Source organism: Priestia sp. FSL R5-0597 (assembly GCF_038006305.1).
GTDB lineage: Bacteria > Bacillota > Bacilli > Bacillales > Bacillaceae_H > Priestia > Priestia zanthoxyli.
Genome location: NZ_JBBOUZ010000002.1, coordinates 57173 through 74348, shown reverse-complemented (window position 1 = coordinate 74348; position 17176 = coordinate 57173). Strand labels below are relative to the sequence as shown.

17 protein-coding genes are annotated in these 17176 nt (G+C 34.1%); 11 read left to right on the top strand and 6 right to left on the bottom strand.

The window, feature by feature from the left end; all coding sequences use genetic code 11:
• Positions 1-68 precede the first annotated feature (68 nt).
• Positions 69-707, bottom strand: coding sequence for a LysE family transporter (locus MKX72_RS27080; protein ID WP_048022164.1), 639 nt, complete (start codon positions 705-707; stop codon positions 69-71).
• Positions 708-931: 224 nt separating this feature from the next.
• Between MKX72_RS27080 and MKX72_RS27075 the strand changes: the two genes are divergently transcribed.
• The gene (locus tag MKX72_RS27075; protein ID WP_155008831.1) at positions 932-1249 is read left to right on the top strand and encodes a DUF3243 domain-containing protein; all 318 of its coding nucleotides are present in this window, start codon (positions 932-934) and stop codon (positions 1247-1249) included.
• Between the two features lie 314 nt (positions 1250-1563).
• Positions 1564-2340 (top strand): PAS domain-containing protein, encoded by a 777-nt coding sequence (locus MKX72_RS27070; protein ID WP_230683525.1) that lies wholly within the window; start codon positions 1564-1566, stop codon positions 2338-2340.
• A gap of 272 nt (positions 2341-2612) precedes the next feature.
• Here MKX72_RS27070 and MKX72_RS27065 read toward each other — a convergent pair whose 3' ends face one another.
• On the bottom strand, positions 2613-3179 hold the full coding sequence (locus MKX72_RS27065) for a hypothetical protein (RefSeq protein ID WP_048022158.1): 567 nt from the start codon (positions 3177-3179) through the stop codon (positions 2613-2615).
• Positions 3180-3644: 465 nt separating this feature from the next.
• On the opposite strand from MKX72_RS27065, the gene MKX72_RS27060 reads away from it, so the two are divergent.
• The gene (locus MKX72_RS27060) at positions 3645-4022 is read left to right on the top strand and encodes a DUF5412 family protein (RefSeq protein ID WP_186808562.1); all 378 of its coding nucleotides are present in this window, start codon (positions 3645-3647) and stop codon (positions 4020-4022) included.
• Positions 4023-4749: 727 nt separating this feature from the next.
• Here the strand turns inward: MKX72_RS27060 and istB are convergent.
• Both istB and istA read right to left on the bottom strand, forming a co-directional pair.
• Positions 4750-5508, bottom strand: a complete 759-nt coding sequence (gene istB / locus MKX72_RS27055; RefSeq protein WP_063247688.1) for an IS21-like element helper ATPase IstB — start codon at positions 5506-5508, stop codon at positions 4750-4752.
• Entirely contained in the window at positions 5505-7052 is a 1548-nt protein-coding gene (gene istA, locus MKX72_RS27050) for an IS21 family transposase (protein WP_155008857.1), read from the bottom strand. Before istA ends, istB begins: the two co-directional genes overlap by 4 nt.
• 843 nt (positions 7053-7895) lie before the next feature.
• Between istA and MKX72_RS27045 the strand changes: the two genes are divergently transcribed.
• On the top strand, positions 7896-9044 hold the full coding sequence (locus tag MKX72_RS27045; RefSeq protein ID WP_154974547.1) for a tyrosine-type recombinase/integrase: 1149 nt from the start codon (positions 7896-7898) through the stop codon (positions 9042-9044).
• Positions 9045-9214: 170 nt separating this feature from the next.
• The gene (locus MKX72_RS27040; protein WP_154974544.1) at positions 9215-9991 is read left to right on the top strand and encodes a hypothetical protein; all 777 of its coding nucleotides are present in this window, start codon (positions 9215-9217) and stop codon (positions 9989-9991) included.
• Between the two features lie 90 nt (positions 9992-10081).
• On the opposite strand, the gene MKX72_RS27035 is transcribed toward MKX72_RS27040, so the two are convergent.
• Complete coding sequence (locus tag MKX72_RS27035; RefSeq protein ID WP_154974542.1) at positions 10082-10306, bottom strand: hypothetical protein; 225 nt, start codon at positions 10304-10306, stop codon at positions 10082-10084.
• Between the two features lie 132 nt (positions 10307-10438).
• On the opposite strand from MKX72_RS27035, the gene MKX72_RS27030 reads away from it, so the two are divergent.
• The 6 genes from MKX72_RS27030 (at position 10439) to MKX72_RS27005 (ending at position 16611) form a co-directional block, all read left to right on the top strand.
• Positions 10439-12061, top strand: a complete 1623-nt coding sequence (locus MKX72_RS27030; RefSeq protein ID WP_154974539.1) for a spore germination protein — start codon at positions 10439-10441, stop codon at positions 12059-12061.
• A complete protein-coding gene (locus MKX72_RS27025) occupies positions 12051-13277 on the top strand; it encodes a Ger(x)C family spore germination protein (protein WP_155008829.1) in 1227 nt (408 codons plus the stop codon). The genes MKX72_RS27030 and MKX72_RS27025 overlap by 11 nt, the downstream gene beginning before the upstream one ends.
• Positions 13278-13298: 21 nt before the next feature.
• Positions 13299-14417, top strand: a complete 1119-nt coding sequence (locus tag MKX72_RS27020) for a GerAB/ArcD/ProY family transporter (protein WP_154974537.1) — start codon at positions 13299-13301, stop codon at positions 14415-14417.
• A 12-nt stretch (positions 14418-14429) separates the two neighbouring features.
• Entirely contained in the window at positions 14430-15530 is a 1101-nt protein-coding gene (locus MKX72_RS27015) for a GerAB/ArcD/ProY family transporter (RefSeq protein WP_098113482.1), read from the top strand.
• Between the two features lie 389 nt (positions 15531-15919).
• On the top strand, positions 15920-16291 hold the full coding sequence (locus MKX72_RS27010; protein ID WP_098113481.1) for a DUF1304 domain-containing protein: 372 nt from the start codon (positions 15920-15922) through the stop codon (positions 16289-16291).
• A gap of 155 nt (positions 16292-16446) precedes the next feature.
• The gene (locus tag MKX72_RS27005) at positions 16447-16611 is read left to right on the top strand and encodes an IDEAL domain-containing protein (RefSeq protein ID WP_306460857.1); all 165 of its coding nucleotides are present in this window, start codon (positions 16447-16449) and stop codon (positions 16609-16611) included.
• Positions 16612-16933: 322 nt separating this feature from the next.
• Here MKX72_RS27005 and MKX72_RS27000 read toward each other — a convergent pair whose 3' ends face one another.
• The gene (locus MKX72_RS27000; protein ID WP_202188196.1) at positions 16934-17113 is read right to left on the bottom strand and encodes an aspartyl-phosphate phosphatase Spo0E family protein; all 180 of its coding nucleotides are present in this window, start codon (positions 17111-17113) and stop codon (positions 16934-16936) included.
• Between the last annotated feature and the right edge of the window lie 63 nt (positions 17114-17176).

Here is a 17176-nt window from a genome sequence, read left to right as displayed (position 1 = left end):
AGCAAAAATAAACAGTTTTTGGTCACCTCTCAATTTTCTCCTTTACGATATAGATGAGTATCTTTGAATTAGGCAAAATGAAAAATTAGTTTAAAGAAGTGAAAAATAAAACGCACTCCATATAAAATTAAGACAAGCCCAGCTACAACTGAAATAATTCGTAAGAATTTATCAGTAAGAAGATCGCGGCCAAAGTGGACAGTAAAAGCAACATTTAGATTCCAAAGGATAATCCCTACTAGAATAAATAAACTGTAGAGAAAAGAAAGAGAAGAGGACACTTTCTGTGTCAGTTCTTGCAAGGTAGCTCCGTACACCCCAAACCAAAATACAATGTTTAAAGGGTTTAATAAAGCCATCAAAAAGCCAATACAAAATGTTCGATGCCATGAAGACAGTGTTGTTTTCATATCATCTTTCTTTAAGGAAGTCTTCCTAGATAAACTACTTAGTCCCAACTTAATAAGAAAAAACCCGCCTAACATATATGTAGATACAACTATAAACTGATGTTCAAATAAATGCTCAGCACCTAAATAGATGACAACGAGAAAAAGTAAATCTCCTGTAACGCCTCCTAAACCAATAAGCCAGGATGCCCAGAATCCACCCACGATCCCTCGTTTAATCATCTCAATTTTAATCGGCCCTATAGGTGCCGCAAGACTGATTCCTAATACCACCAGATGAATAATTAATAGTGTCATTTTATCACCTCAGCTCTATAGCCTGTCTTTTCACAATATATGAGGACACCTTTTCATTTAGTCTATTTTTACTGCAAATGCATACGAGAGTAATAAGTATCGCGAGATTAAAAGCAATAAATTTTGCTAGAGCACATTCAAATGGCATTAAATGTTTACACACTTGCTATTGGGGGATTTACCTTATAAGAACAATATTATTTAATTGGAAGGAGCATACAAAGATGAATAACAATACGGGGACTGTTGAAAATAAAGTGGAAAATAAATTAAATGAGATGAGTCAAGAAAAGAAAGACCATATTCTTTCTAGCTTTAACGAATTTAAAACATACTTAGGAGATAAAGTAACAAAAGGTGAAAAATTGGGATTGAATGACGAACAACTGGCTCTAGCAGCTAAAAAAATAGCTGATTATTTAGCCACACATGAAGAACCACAAAACGAAGAGCAATATTTACTACATGAGCTGTGGAAAGTTGGAAATGATGAGGAGCAACATAACCTATCTCATATGCTTGTGAAGATGGTCAAAGAGTAATTATACTTACATGTTGAAAGTTAAAGCTATATGATTCATCTAGTAAAGGAGGAATGACATATTCATTCTTCCTTTTTTATTTGGCCATTACTTTTTGTTTGTAAGATAAAAACCTTAAAAAGGGAGTAGGAGTAACGGGTGTAGTACAAGGTAGATTTTACACGCCCTCATAATAGGTGACGATTATCTTGCAAATGTCTTCCTGTAAACTAGGAGCTCCAAAATTAGGTGTGTGTACACTTAAAATGGTATATTATTTGTTTACTGCTATACTTTACATCATAAATAAAGAAAATATAGGAGTGAATGTGTCGGTGTTATATAGGGATCATATAAATGAACCACAATTTATTCAGAAAGCCCTTGATTATACACGTGCTGGTCTGATTATAACCGATCCATCTTTGCCCGATAACCCCATTATCTATACTAATAAGGGATTCTTAGACTTAACGGGATACGAGCGAGAAGAAGTTCTAGGAAATAACTGTCGGTTTTTACAAGGTAAACAAACGAATCCTACTACGATTAAAGAAATGAGACAAGCAATTGCTGCACGTTCAGCTATCACCGTTCAAATTTTAAATTATACGAAAGACGGGCGTCCTTTTTGGAATGAATTATATATTGACCCTTTATGGATGGAAGATAAATTATATTTTGTAGGTGTCCAAAAGGATATAACAGAAAAAGTAAAACAAGGAAACCTCATTATCGATTATCATGAACAGATGACACAGATGTCTACCCCTATTGTTCCGGTCAAGGATGGCGTTTCAATTTTACCGATTATAGGTGTGTTAAATGAGCAACGTTATGATATGCTGATGGAAAAAGTACCGACGTATATTGAAGAATCAAAAGATGACTACTTTATTGTTGATTTTTCTGGATTACTAGAAATTGATACCTATACTGTTTCGTGTATTTATAACTTAAATCGTTTAATTAGTCTCACAGGAACTGAAGTGATGATTACCGGGATTACGCCCTTGTTAGCTAGGAAAATGGGTGATTTGTATGTTACTTTTAATGACTTAACAACGTTTACTCATGTGAAGAATGCATTAGTTTTTATTGAAAAGAAATAAAGAAATGTCAGCAGAAGTAAAGGTTAGGAAGTTCTCAAAATGGGTAGTTTAAGCTAATGCATTAAGCTTGCCTGTCCAATCGGAAATTAACAAAGCCCCCTTACCGAAGTAGGTAAGGAGGCTTTGTTAATTTTGTAAGGATAAATGGTCTTTATATGAGAAAGGCTGTCCTAATTTTTCAGATCCAGAGTAAACACGATATGATTGACCCTTTGATACTTTTTTAGCTTCTACTAATATATTATTTAATTCATAATATATAATCTGTTAGCTTAATCATAAATATTCAGCAATTTTATTAACTTTATAATTTTTTTATCATCACCCATTTTAACAGACACTAGCTTTTTATTTTTAATAATATCTGCATAAAAGTTTTCTCCAGCAGGGTAAATGCCATCCCAACGTAAAGGAACATTGTATACATTAATGGTTCCATTTCCGTTGCCACTGTAAGTCACCACCCCATCTACCAACCGAGAACCGGTTAATTGAATAACATCTTCTGGATATTTAGCACTGGTGTAATCATCTGGATTTAGTGGTGTGCCTGCTTTAATACGTTGAACATTTAATTCATCTATATGTTGATTTGATCCAAGTTGTAACCAAACCCTTGCGTATTCAATTTCCTTAGAACTATACTGTTTTAAGTTTTCATTCCCCTTCCTACTGCTAGAACTTAAATGGTTAACGTTTAACAACTTAGCATTACTCGTATTAAATTTTGATTGTTGCTCTTGTGATGCATAACTAGGTGATGAATAGCCTAGAGAAGCTACCCCGCCTAATATAATGGTCGATAAAGATGCGACAATAAAAATTTTCTCTTTCTTCATTTTTACACTTCCTTATTTCTTCAATTCTAAAGTTAATATATTTACATTTTAACATAATTTTAGAAAAAATTAATAATTTATCCATTTTATGAAAGACTCTTCGTTTATTACGCTCTTTTTAAAAGTAGAAAGGCTGTCCTTAATTAGTTAAAGGACCGCCTTTTCATTTTATTTAGGCCTTAATTTACTTTTTTTCTTCATTTCCATATGTAGAATGAAAAGCATAGTATTTTTTCTCTTTAATAGGAAGACAGGCCTTGTTATTTAATGTAGTATATCCATATAAATTAAATTATGTATATATAGAAAGGATTCACCATGAAAGTATTTATAAAAACAACATGTATCTTGATGAAAGCTGCAGCCTTCGTTATAGCATATTAAAGGAAAATAGTGTTCATATGGAGATAATTCACGTGATTTAAGAAACATTTGTTTAGGTAAAGCTTATTATAAAGGTGATTTATGACAATAAGGTTAACTATGAAAAAGATAATCAGAAGAATTATAGTTTCATTTATTGCAATATTAGTATTCCTGTTTGCCTGGGGTTATTATTATCTTGAATATGATTTAAACAGGTTGCCAGGTGGAGAACTAGTCTCTAGTTCAACTTCAACAGATGGTAATTATACTGTTAAAGCTTATAAGTCAAGTGGAGGGGCTACTACCAACTGGACAATAAAAGGCGTAGTCCAGAATAATAATAATTCAAAGAAAAGAGTAATTTACTGGGATGAAGCAAAGTCTGCACATATAGTGTGGAGAGATAAAAATATCGTAAGTATGAATAATAAGAAAATAGATATTATTAAAGGTTCTTACGACTATAGACACGACTAAATCTTATTAATAATTAAGACTGTGTCGGTTTTAATAAAATAAGAAAAAAGAAAGCTTGGCTCTTAAGAGTTAAGCTTTCTTTTTTCTTTATCATAGCTAAAGCAATCTAACGAATGAATGTAAAGGTCACCCAGTTTATGAATCAATAATTTTAGTAGTTGGTACTATTAAAAATTAAAGTGTTTTCTACTTCTTATTCTGAAAAAACGTTCGGAAAACTACATGTATCTTAAAGAACGTTCGGAAATTGCTTTCAAATTTAAACGAACGTCGAGAATGATGATTTTTTTATGCGAACTCATAGTCTGTAAAAGTATACTTTTACGAACTTATTATGATAAAAATTTCTATGCGATATATTATGAATATTCAAATATACATAATATATCGCGCAGTGTGGGGAGGATCTAAAATTAACATAGCAGACTATATTTAGCTGGTTTTTTCTTTTTTGGATGAAGCATAGAAATAGATTAGAGTAATAAATACTGCGCCTATCCCTATACAAAGATAAGACTTAGCAATTAGTGTAATCATGTTTTGCTTTGCTTCTATACTTAAAGGTAAAGGAAATAAATTTATTTTTGTTTCACCGTTTATATTTTTAGATAATCGATTAATATGGTAAGAATTTGCTAGAAATGTAATACTTAATATAGTTAGGATAATCTTTATAATCCATTTGTAGACGTCAAGTCGAATTTTACACTTTTTGCTTATTTGCTTTTTACACTTCTGCTGAAAATACACTTTTTCGATGTTTCATTCGATAACTATCTCCATCCATATGAATGACTTCTACACGATGGAGTAAACGATCTAAAATTGCAGTAGTAATTCCTTGATCTCCCATTAGTTCACCCCACTGTTCAGGGCTTTTATTGGATGTAAGAATGATAGAACTTCGTTCATACAAATGATTAATTAAATGGAAAAACAAATTTGCTTCTCGCTGATCCATTGCCATGTACATTAAATCATCAATGATAATCAGATCGGCGCCTCTTAAGCGCTTTAGCTGCACTTTTGATTTGTTTAGAAACTCTTCCGTTTTTAAAAGATGAATAAGCTCACCCATAGTTACGAAATAGACGTTGAAACCTCTGTGAATAGACTCAACCCCCAAACCAATCGCTAAAAATGTTTTACCAACGCCTGGCGGTCCCAATAAAATTAAATTATACTGCTGCTCAAGCCAGTTTAGCTCTGCGAGCTGGGTCAATTGACGTCCCGTTAAAGCTGTTTGCTCTTCTAATTTAAATTCACTTAATGACTTCACGTAAGGGAAGTGCGCCCACTTCATTCTTCTTTCTAAACTCTTTACTTCGCGTTTTCTAAGTTCGTAACGCGTAATAGATTCAAGAAATTCTAAATACGTCCAAGAAGATTTTTCAGCCTCACGTAGGAGCTTTGGTAGCTCCTCAGCTGTTTCAGATAACCTTAATTGGCGAAAGTGTTCCTGCAAGTCATTTACAGTCTTATTCACTGTGGGTCACCCCCTAAAATACTTGTGTAAGCAGTAAGGGAGCGAGTTGTTACTATGATGTTGTCTTTACCTGAATGTTTTATAAAGGGAGGCTTAACCTTTTGGGTACATTCAGTTTGTAATGCATTTTGGTGGTTTGCGATATCTCGAAAGTCATTGGCGCTGTAAAGTTTATCTATAATGCATTTAGTCAAGGTGGCTTCAATCCACATTGGATATTTCTCAATGGTGTGTTGAATGATTATGAGCTGATCGCGCCGATACCGTGGGTATCTTAAACAAATTTCATTTAAATAAGAAGTTGCACGTTTCTGATCTTCAAAATGTGAAACCAGTTGTTGCTTAAATTCTTCAATACCTTTTGAGCGATCCCGGATATGATGTAGATGTTGAATAAGCTTTCCCTTTTCATTACTAATGCTATGTTCAGCAATTACTTCTCCATCTAACTGTTTACGGATAATCAACGTTGGCGGTTGGCTCGAAGTGACTTCAATAAAAACCTCATTATCGGAGGCTGCACTATACGTTCCGAGAGGAACGGAATAACGGTTTGATTTAAACCGTATTGTATTGTCCTTACTAATATTCCTTGTTATACTTGGGGTAATGAAGCTTTCATATGAGAGTGGTGAAGAGACGGGCTGTAAGTGTTGCTTTTCGACGGGGAACACTTCAGCTGGTCTTTTTTTCGTTGTCTGATGAACATGTTGATTTCCAGTGCGATGTAGCCACTGTAATGCACGGTTATTCCAATCCTCAATATTGCTAAATACTCGGCTATCTGCGAAATTTCCCTTTATGTACTTTACAACGTTCTCAATCATTCCTTTTGATTCTGGGTCTGCCTTACGACATAAATGAACTTTAAACTTACGCTCATTTACATAGCTTTGAAACTCAGAAGTTAAAAGTAGCTGACCTGAATTTTCACTTACTGTAATTAAACGATCCTGATCATACACAATTTCTTCTGTACGTCCTCCATAAAATTGAAATGCATTTTCATGACATCGAATGGCATCATTTGTTGTAAAAGGCCGGTCCTGCCACTCCATATATTTGTATCGAGAGTGAGCTAAGACAAAAGCGATGAAATATAGTTTAATTTCATTCTTTTCAGTTGTCTTCTGTTTTGTTTCTCCCCAATCCACCTGGATTTGCTTACCCATAGGTTGTTCAGGGATTGCTTCATATTGCCGAATTATTACTTTTTTCTCAATCTGATAAATCTCCCGCATCTCTTTCACATAGGCTCTTACTGTACTCTCGCCAACAACTAAATCGGGATAACGCTCTAAGAGCCAATCGTGGATTTGTGCTGCACTGAGATGAGGGTATTCTTCAAGCCAAGCGATAATCCAATCCCTGTAGGGATCCAACTTCTTACCTTTGCCTTGAAGCTGTTCCATGTATGCTTTTGTCTCTTCAAACGTCATTTTTAAATATTTATAAACGGTTGGTCTTGATACTTTGAGCTCCTGTGCAATTTGAGATACTTTAAACTTCCGTTGATGTAATTGTTGAATATTTAAATAAAGCATTAGCTTCTCCTCCAAAACGCTGTCCCCCCAGTAAAATAACACCTTCTATTATTTTACTAGAGTTCTAGCTTATTGAAGCAAAAGTGTAAAATTACGTTGAGCAAAAACTGTCAATTATATTCTAGCGTTTACATCCTCGGGTTTATTTATTCTTTCTTTATCAAAGGTAAACAGAAAATCCCTTTTTTAACATTACATTTTGTTTCCTTATGTGCTCTTTCATTTGGTATCTATCTTGCAGTCAGTTTTCAAGGGTTTGCGCCTTGATAAATATTTACATAAAAAAAGAACCCTTTGCTCATATAGGCAAAGGGTTTTCAAATTTATCGGAATAGGGGGAATACATTATTAGTCTGGCCAGATTTATAGATTCATATACATATACCTTTTAAAAAAATATTGTCTTTCACTATATTTAGAGTAAATAACCTTGTTTAAGTTTTATTGTTTGTTAAGTAAATATTAAATTACTTCATTTATTATTAATGTTTTACTATTTACAGTTAGTGACGACAAATACGCAGTTTTTCTACAAACTATATAAATAGTAAATTATATTTACAGAAAGTAAGTTTATACTTTTGCTTTTAAATAAGTTACAATTAATAAATAATAACTATAATAAATAACTTTAAATATATACTTGATTATAAGTATATTAGATACTTAATGAAGATACTTAGTAGTTTAAATCTTATTATTAGAACTATTATTTCGTTTTAAAGGTTCTTTATCATATAGGTACACATAAATACAAACTTAACCCTTACATAGTGAAGAAAATACCTTAACACAAGTAAGAACTATAAATAAGAAAACACATTTTTCAAAAGGAGAGGTTTTATGCAAGATTTCTCATTAGTACATATAGGAGCAGAAGTAAGGGAAAGAAAAGGCGATTTCAATAAAATCGTTTCACTAATGCTGGACACTACATACTACGATGCCTTAGAAGAAAGAAATGAGCATCACCAGCGAAAAAATGAAGATATGTTTAGTGATTTTACGGATGAAGAAATGATGTACTACTATGTCCATCAACGAAAGCATATCCGAAAGGATCGAGAACGAAAAGAAAATACAAAAAACGAATACTTACGGATTTTATTGCAGTTTTATCAGTATGCGGTAGAAAGTCAGTCGTTTTTACGCCAGGATGTCGACTGTTATATAGAAGAAACTATTTTTAAAAACCTACGTGCTTGGCATATTCGAAACTACCAGACGTATTTAAGCACGGCATTGCTAGGAAAGGGAGGTAAACCTTATTCACCTGCAACTTTAGACGCGAAAATGACGATTTTAAAAAGTTTTATGAAATGGTTACATGAAACGAAGTATATACAGCATCCATTACACAAAGAAATCTTAAGCACCTCATTATCTGAACAAGAAATTCCTAATCGAGATTTGTATTACCATGAAGTCAAACAGCTTCTAGATTACTATAAAGATCATCCTATTAATTATGGATTGTTAACAATGTTGGCGATGACAGGATTACGTGTACAGGAAATAGCTAAAGCTTCGTGGGGAGATGTATATCTAGACAGTTTAAGTGGTCATTATCGACTAAGAGGAGTAGGGAAGGGTGGAAAGAAATTTGATAAGTTACTTCATCCATCGTTATATGAACGCATTCTTGTTTTTCGAGAACGGCGTCATGTCAGTACAGCATTAAATTTAAGTGATCAAAGTCCATTATTTCCAACTAAAGATGGAGACTATTATCAATATAAAAACTTAAGTAATTATATTGTCCGTATTATTGAACGAACCGAGTTACCTTTTATAAAAGAACGGACTGACAGAATTACGCCTCATTATTTTCGTCACTTTTATGCCATCTACAGTAGGCAGCAGGGAGCAGATATCTTTTTAATTCAAAAAGAACTGGGTCACAGTGATCGTAAGACCACCGAGCGTTATCTGGAGAAGGTTTTGCAACGAGAACAAGAAATTGGGCTGATGTGGAAAGAACAAGATTTTTAACTATTATTGCGAGTTGACAATATATTTTAAAGAAGAGCTACTGATTTTTTTTCAGAAGCTCTTCTTGTCTTTATGATATGTATCTTATCTAGTTTTAAACCCATCTGTATATAACTCCCATTATCATACATAATAATAAAAATAAACTCTCTCAAAAGGGGCTTTCAGTAGTGAATAAAGAAGAAGTCATTAAAATTTACCAAGATGTTCTAACCAAGAGAAGAAAACGTTTTCCGAACTATTTCTTTGTAGGGGATGAAGGGAAAAAATATATGCGTTATATGACATGTTATTTGCTTGAGCAACACTTAACAGTCCCAATCGATGAAATCCCTTCTCAAGTAACCGCAAATACATTATGGTCTCATCGTCTAAGGCCGCCTGCTATGCTATACGGTTGGAATTATTATGAAGTTATTAATAATGCCTATCCTGGAAAATTTAAACCATGGCAATTTCAACAAGCTCCTGATAAATATTGGGATGGAGAAGAAGGAAAAAGACGAGCTATTGAAGCAGTAAAATATGTAATAGAGGAGAAGTTAAAACTTCCCATGGAAGAAGTACCCTTCAAGGTTAATTTCCATTTTTTTAAACAGCATGGTTTGGGTGGCGCTTTTACTCTTTTAGGCTATTCTCCTTTTCAAATAGTTGAAACTATTTATCCAGGTGTTTTTAGCCCTTGGCAATTTGCCCATGTTCCTATGAATTGTTGGAAAAATGAAGAATATATTCGAGGGGCTATGGATAATTTTTTATTCAAACAACTACATTTCTCTTCATATGAGGATGCTTTTCTTCAATTAAAAAAAATGGATTTTACTGATTTTCAGTTAACCGGTCTCTTTCAAATGGCATTCGATTCTAGAATGAACAACGTGAAGGAATGGATAAAAAACCAACTAATCAATAAAGAGAATGAACTGTTCTACGTAGATTTAGACTAATAAAAGAATTTATTGAAAGAAAAAATCGGAATTAACCTAATTTGATTTCCATTTTTGACTTTTAGAAGTGAAGTATTAATTAATATATGATTACTTGCTTTGGTTCTTTTTCTTCATAAAAAGATATAAAGATTCAGCAAAAAAGAGAAAAAGAAGAAAAAATAGAACGAATAATTCAGCTAATTCCATTACTCTAAAAGGACTGATGGCATTGTAAAGCGCCTGAGAAACATCAAATCCCTGAATAATATCAATCCCTAAAGAAAAGCCAATTAAGCATCCCATCATTAAAACACTAATACCTAGAATTTTCATATCTATCACGCTCCATTTAATAGGTTCTACTATTTCTTCTACGACGATACGTACATATTCATTGTTAATTTTTACATAAAAAACTCTTATATGGTTAAAGTAATAAAAACTTAAAGAAGGGTGCTCAAATTTATGCCTTCGTTTTTTAAAAATCGCAAACAAAAAAATAAACAATCACATGATGAAGAGTATCAAACTGCTAATCATGGAAAAGAACAGCTAGAAGTTTCATTACCAAATAACCTTAATATGATTAAACAGAAAACAGGAAAAAGTTCAGATGTCATTATTCGTGAGATAAAATTAGGCGGCAAAGCTGATATTAATACGGCGATTGTTTACATAGAAGGAATTGTAAACAATCAGGCAATTCAAGAATATATACTTCAATCTATGATGAAAGATAATCATAAAGAAGAAATTAATCAGTACAATGCGATGGGCCTACTTTCTGAAGATATAATGACAGTTGGAAACATAACTTCAATCACTAATTCAGATGATCTATTTTGCTCTTTAACGGCGGGAGATACACTTATCTTAGTAGATGGAGTAAATCAAGCATTAAGTGCTAGCACAGCAGGTGGAGAGAAGCGTTCTATTACGGAATCCACTACCGAAATGGTAGTACGAGGACCCAAGGGAGCATTTACAGAGGCTCTAGGCACCAATACAGCCATGGTACGTCGTATTATTAAGACTCCGGATTTATGGATGGAGTCTTTAAAAGTCGGCCGTGTAACAAAGACGGATGTAACATTCATGTACATACATGGCATTGCTAACGATAAAGTTGTTAATGAAGTTCGTCAGCGATTACAAAAAATCGATATTGATAGTATTTTGGAATCAGGGTACATTGAACAACTAATAGAGGATCAAACAGCTACTCCTTTTCCAACTGTATACAATACAGAAAGACCTGACGTTGTAGCAGGGAACTTGTTAGAAGGAAGAATCGCTATATTCGTGGACGGAACTCCATTTGTACTCATTGCACCAGCTGTATTTATACAATTTTTCCAATCGGCTGAAGATTATTATGCGCGGTTTGACATTGCAACTTCCATTCGGCTTTTACGTATTTTTATGTTTATGATTTCGCTTATCGCACCAGCTACATATGTCGCAGTTACAACCTTTCACCAAGAAATGGTTCCTACAACGCTCATTGTAGCAATTGCAGCACAAAGAGAGTCCGTCCCCTTCCCTGCGTTCATAGAAGCTTTACTCATGGAATTAACTTTTGAGATTTTACGGGAGGCAGGGATACGTTTACCTAAAGCTATCGGCTCAGCAGTTTCTATTGTCGGAGCCCTTGTAATTGGTCAAGCAGCTGTTCAGGCAAGCATTGTTTCACCTGCAATGGTTATTATCGTATCCATTACAGCCATTGCAAGTTTTGCTACACCTTCTTTTAATATGGCCATCTCGGCTCGCTTAATTCGTTTTTTGTTTATGATTGGCGCAGCAACATTTGGTTTCTATGGCATTATTTTATGTCTCTTAATGATGGTTGTCCATTTGTGCAGTCTAAGATCATTTGGAATTCCTTACATGTCCCCGTTTGCCCCTTTTACCCTGGTAGACAACGGTGACACTGTTGTAAGGTTACCATGGTGGACGTTGAGACAAAGACCACGATTAGTGACTACCAACACAGTCCGAGAAGCTGCAAATCAACAACCACGTCCTCCTGCATCTCGTGGCATGGTAAATCGTGATTTTGAAGAGGGTGACAATGATGAAGCGTAAAGGCATTTTTCTTTTAACGATCATGACAATGACTTTAATACTTACAAGCTGCTGGAGTAAAAAAGAATTAACAGACCTTGCTATTGTCGCAGCTATGGGTATCGATAAAACAAAAGATGGAAGGTACCACATAACGCTCCAAATTATCAACCCCGGAAACGTGGCTGGTGGTATGCAAGGAGGAGGAGGAGCACAAAGCCCTCCCATTACTATCTATTCGGCTTCAGGAGACAATCTAGTGGAAGCAAGTAGACGAGCTTCAGGAAGGATTTCTCGGCGATTGTATTATGCTCATACAAACTTAGTTGTAGTTGGAGAGAAGTTAGCCAAAGAAGATGGCATTGACACATTAATTGATGGTCTAGATCGAGATCCAGAATTTCGAAATACTTCTACACTTGTAATTGCCAACCATTCATCTGCAGCTAATCTTATAAAGACGTTAACACCAGTCGATAAGATTCCAGCAAATAAGATACTAAAAACCTTAGAATTTACGCAAAGAAAATGGGGAGAGAATGTAAAGACATCACTCCAAGAGGTGATGAAGAGTCTTGAATCCCCTGGAAGAGGAACAGTTGTATCAGGATTTCGTCTAGTTGGTAATCCTCAGCAAGCACAAAAGCTAGATAATCTTCAGGAAAGTGCACCAGAAGCAACACTTCGCGCTTCCGGGATTGCAGTATTAAAAGAGGGAAAACTAGTCGATTGGTTATATGGAAAACCAGCAATAGGGACAGTATGGATTCTTGATAAAATTCAAGGCACTGATATTAATATTGATTGGAAAGGAAAAAAAGAAGCTATTGCTTATCAAACTGTAAGACAAAAAACAAGCATCTCTGCCCAAGTCAAGAATGGCCAACCTCATATTTCCGTTCATACACGTGTTGAAGGAGATATTGGTGATATGGAGGTACCTGTTGATATTAAAAATCCAAAGGTTATTAGAAAAATGGAACAATCCATCGGAAAAAAAATCGAAAAAGATCTAAAGATGGCTATTGAACGTGCCAAAAAAAACAGAACAGATATCTTAGGATTTGGAGAGGTAATTCATCGTACTAGGCCAAATCAATTTAAGAAATTTAAACAAGAATGGAATGATGTGTACTTTCCAAAGTTAGAAGTGGATATTACAGTAGAAGCTTACATACGTCGAGCTGGCTTGCGAAATAAATCTTTCCTTTCTGGAGTAAAAGAAAATCAAAAGTAAAGAAAAGGAGGTACCAGTTAAATGGAAAAAGCGAAAATTAGCGCCATTCAGCTCTTTATTTTAATGGTCCTATTTGAATTAGGGAGCGCTTTACTAGTACCTCTTGCAATTGATGCAAAACAGGACGCTTGGCTTGCCATTTTACTAGGAATGATATTCAGCTTTGTTCTATTGTTAGTCTATCATAGACTGTATCTCTATTACCCTGATCTTTTGTTTACCGAATACGTACAAAAGATTTTAGGGAAACCCTTAGGATTCGCCTTGGCATTTGTCTATATCCTTTACTTCATGTACGATGCCTCAAGGGTTCTACGTGATTTTGGTGAGATGTTGTTGGCCTTTGCTTATCCAGATACGCCTTTATTTATTGCGAATGCTTTATTAATCCTCGTCATTATTTATACTGTTAGAAAAGGAATTGAGGTTATTGCACGGTCAGGAGAGTTGCTTTTTATTTTTATGTACTTTCTTGCTATTGCAGGATTTATCCTAATTATATCCTCAGGATTAATTGATTTTAAAAATTTACAACCTATTTTGGAGGCCGGCTTATTTCCTGTTTTGAAAGTAGTGATGACTCAGACTTTGTATTTTCCATTTTCCGAAATCATTGTAATTACAATGATTTTGCCGTATTTAAACACCCCCAAAAAAGCTAGGCTCACAATGTTTTGTGCTACTGCATTAAGTGGGGTTAATCTCATTATCACGATGCTCATTAATGTTTGTGTACTGGGAGTTAATTTGACTGCACGCTCACAGTTTCCACTTCTTAGTACGGTCCAGACCATCCAAGTTGCAGACTTTTTAGAGCGTCTTGATGTGTTTTTTATGTTAGCTTTAATTATTACTATCTTCTTCAAGATCTGCTTATTGTTTTATGCAGCTGTAACAGGGGCAGCTAATTTATTTAAGGTTAAATCACCTTCGAGTTTATCTTATCCTTTTGGGCTAATCATTCTTTTTTTATCTATTGCCATTGCAAGTAATGCGCAAGAACATAATCATGAAGGATTAAAGATTGCAATGTTTGTTGTACATATCCCTCTCCTTACAATTATTCCTCCTTTGCTTCTTATTGTAGCTTTCTTTAAAAATAGGAGGAAGCGTGTTAAAAACAATTTCAGTCCAGAATAGGAGGTCGCTTGGATGGAAAAAGCAAGGATTAGTGCCAGTCAGCTATTTATTTTAATGGTTCTATTCGAACTAGGAACTTCTTTGTTACTACCTGTCGCAATACAAGCAAACCAGGATGCATGGCTTTCTATCTTACTTGGAATGTTGGGTAGTTTAATTCTTTTTCTAATTTACTGCAAACTATACTCTTATTATCCAAGCCTTTTGCCTACAGAATATATGCAAAAAATCTTAGGGAAAACTATAGGAAGCGTATTAGCCTTTCTTTATATGTTCTATTTCATATATAATATGGCAAGGGTTTTACGAGACCTTGGAGAGATGTTGTTAACATTTTCTTACTCCGATACGCCTCTGTTTATTGCAAATGCTTTACTCATTCTAGTTATCATTTATACCGTTCGGAAAGGAATTGAAGTAGTAGCTCGATCAGGAGAAGTATTTTTCATATTTATGTATGTACTTGCTGTCACAGGATTTTTCCTAATTGTATGTTCAGGTTTAATTGACTTTAAAAACTTACAACCAGTACTTGAAAAGGGGATTTTTCCAGTGCTAAAAGTTGTTCTTGTTCAAACTTTGTATTTCCCTTTTGGTGAAGCAATTGTATTTTCCATGATTTTACCTTACTTAAACAATCCTAAGAAGGCAAAAGCGACCATGTTATGTGCAACGGGATTGAGTGGTATTAATCTAACTATTACCATGCTTATTAATATTAGTGTATTAGGAGTCGATTTAACTGCACGCTCACAATTCCCACTTCTTAGTACTGTACAAAGCATTCAGGTGGCAGATTTTTTAGAACGGCTTGATGTATTTTTTATGCTTGCTTTAGTCATCGGTGGCTTCTCTAAAATTAGTATATTATTCTATTCTGCTATGATAGGAACAGCCAATTTATTTAAAATTAAATCACCATCTCAGCTTTCTTACCCTATTGGGATAATAGTTCTTTTTATGTCCCTTACAATTTCTAGTAACTTTCAGGAGCATCTGTATGAAGGCATAGGGATAGAGATGTTTTTTATACAAATTCCTTTCATAGCGATTATTCCTGTGCTACTTTTTCTTGTTGCACTCTTGAAAAATAGAAGGAATCAGAAAGCATAATAAATTTGTTTATTAACTTCTGGATATAAAAAGCTTACAACGTAACTACTTATTACAGGCTAGGATTGATAAAAATAAATTTAAATTATGTGAGGTGCCTTTTTTGTATACTTGGTTTTACGATCATTTTATTAATACAATTCTATTTCCTCTTAGTTCTATCGTGATAGTAGCTATCACACTAAGTGGATATGCGTACTTTAAATTCAGGAAAAACTGAATGTCAATAGGGTCTCTTTTTTGACCATTTCTAATATAGACAAATTTTTTGATGACAAAGGTTTATTGTTATATCTGGTGAAAAAGAAGATATTTCCTAGTGCATGTACAGCCCATAATGCAAGACCATGAGCCCACCAAAAGTCTAGTTTCAATGGGGAAAATGACACATGGAAATATTTTCAGCAGTTTTAGTTGGAGTTGTAGCATTAGAACATTTATTCATTATGATTCTTGAAATGTTTTTTATACGTTCAAAGGTAGCAAAGCGAGCATTCCAGTTACCTAAGCACTTGGAAGGAGATCGAAATGTAGCTATTATGTTTGCAAATCAAGGGTTATATAATGGATTTTTAGCCGCAGGACTCGTTTGGGGACTCATACTAGGATTCAATTCGGTTGGCTATATGGTTCAGTTGTTTTTCATAATTTGTGTGGTAGTAGCAGCCATTTACGGTGGTTTTACATCTAACAAGTCAATTATCATAAAACAAGGACTTCCGGCTATTTTAGCACTGATTACTCTTTTGCTCGTTATATAGTGACATTTTTTTGTTAGGAACAAAGGAATATATGACCTTAATCATGTATATTACATATAACTATATGTCTCGCTTCTTTTATTAACCTTGCTTAAAAAGAGTATGAAAGGGAATACTGTTGGCAAAACAGAAAAAGATAAAGGGGTTGACGTTCGGTGGAGAATAATATACGTGATGAAATGTTGGCTGAATTGTTTCTAAACCAAATGATGAAAAACTTCAAAAAAAGTAAAATTCTTGGAGAAATCGATCAGTCCTTAAAAAATAAAGATAAAGAAGCTTTTTTTCGCTTAACAGAAGAACTTAAATCCGTCTCTTAGCAAAAACGATATAAATAGAAGAAACTAGTTAGCCTAAAATTAGATGCTTTAATTTCCTCAAAAGTAAGGAAATATATACAACAGAAGGTAACATAATGTTTTTTCTGGAACACACGAAAAAAAACCCCTCTTATAAAGTAAGGGGGCTAAAAGGAACACTTTTATTTATAAGCAGAAACACATTAGAAATAGTATCTCATTATGAAACGTGGTAATCTATATATGCTTCATACTTCGAATACGTATGAACAAACCCTTATAAAAAAGCAACCTCGCTTGCCAATGCCGAGGTTGCTTTTTACTTTATGTAAGAGGCTAAGGTCTATTTATCCAACTTATCTAATTCGTTTAACAGTTGATCCAATAGTTTACTCATTCTAATCGTATTATGACTATCCATACCTTCTTCTAAAGCTGTAACAATCATTCTCTCTCTCATAACCTCTATTTCAGTAATTAACCTCTGTTTTATAAGTATCTTGTACCCACCCATCCAATCCATCATCACCTCTTACCATTAATGTTAATTTTTCCATTAATCTAACAATAAATGTATTCTGCATTT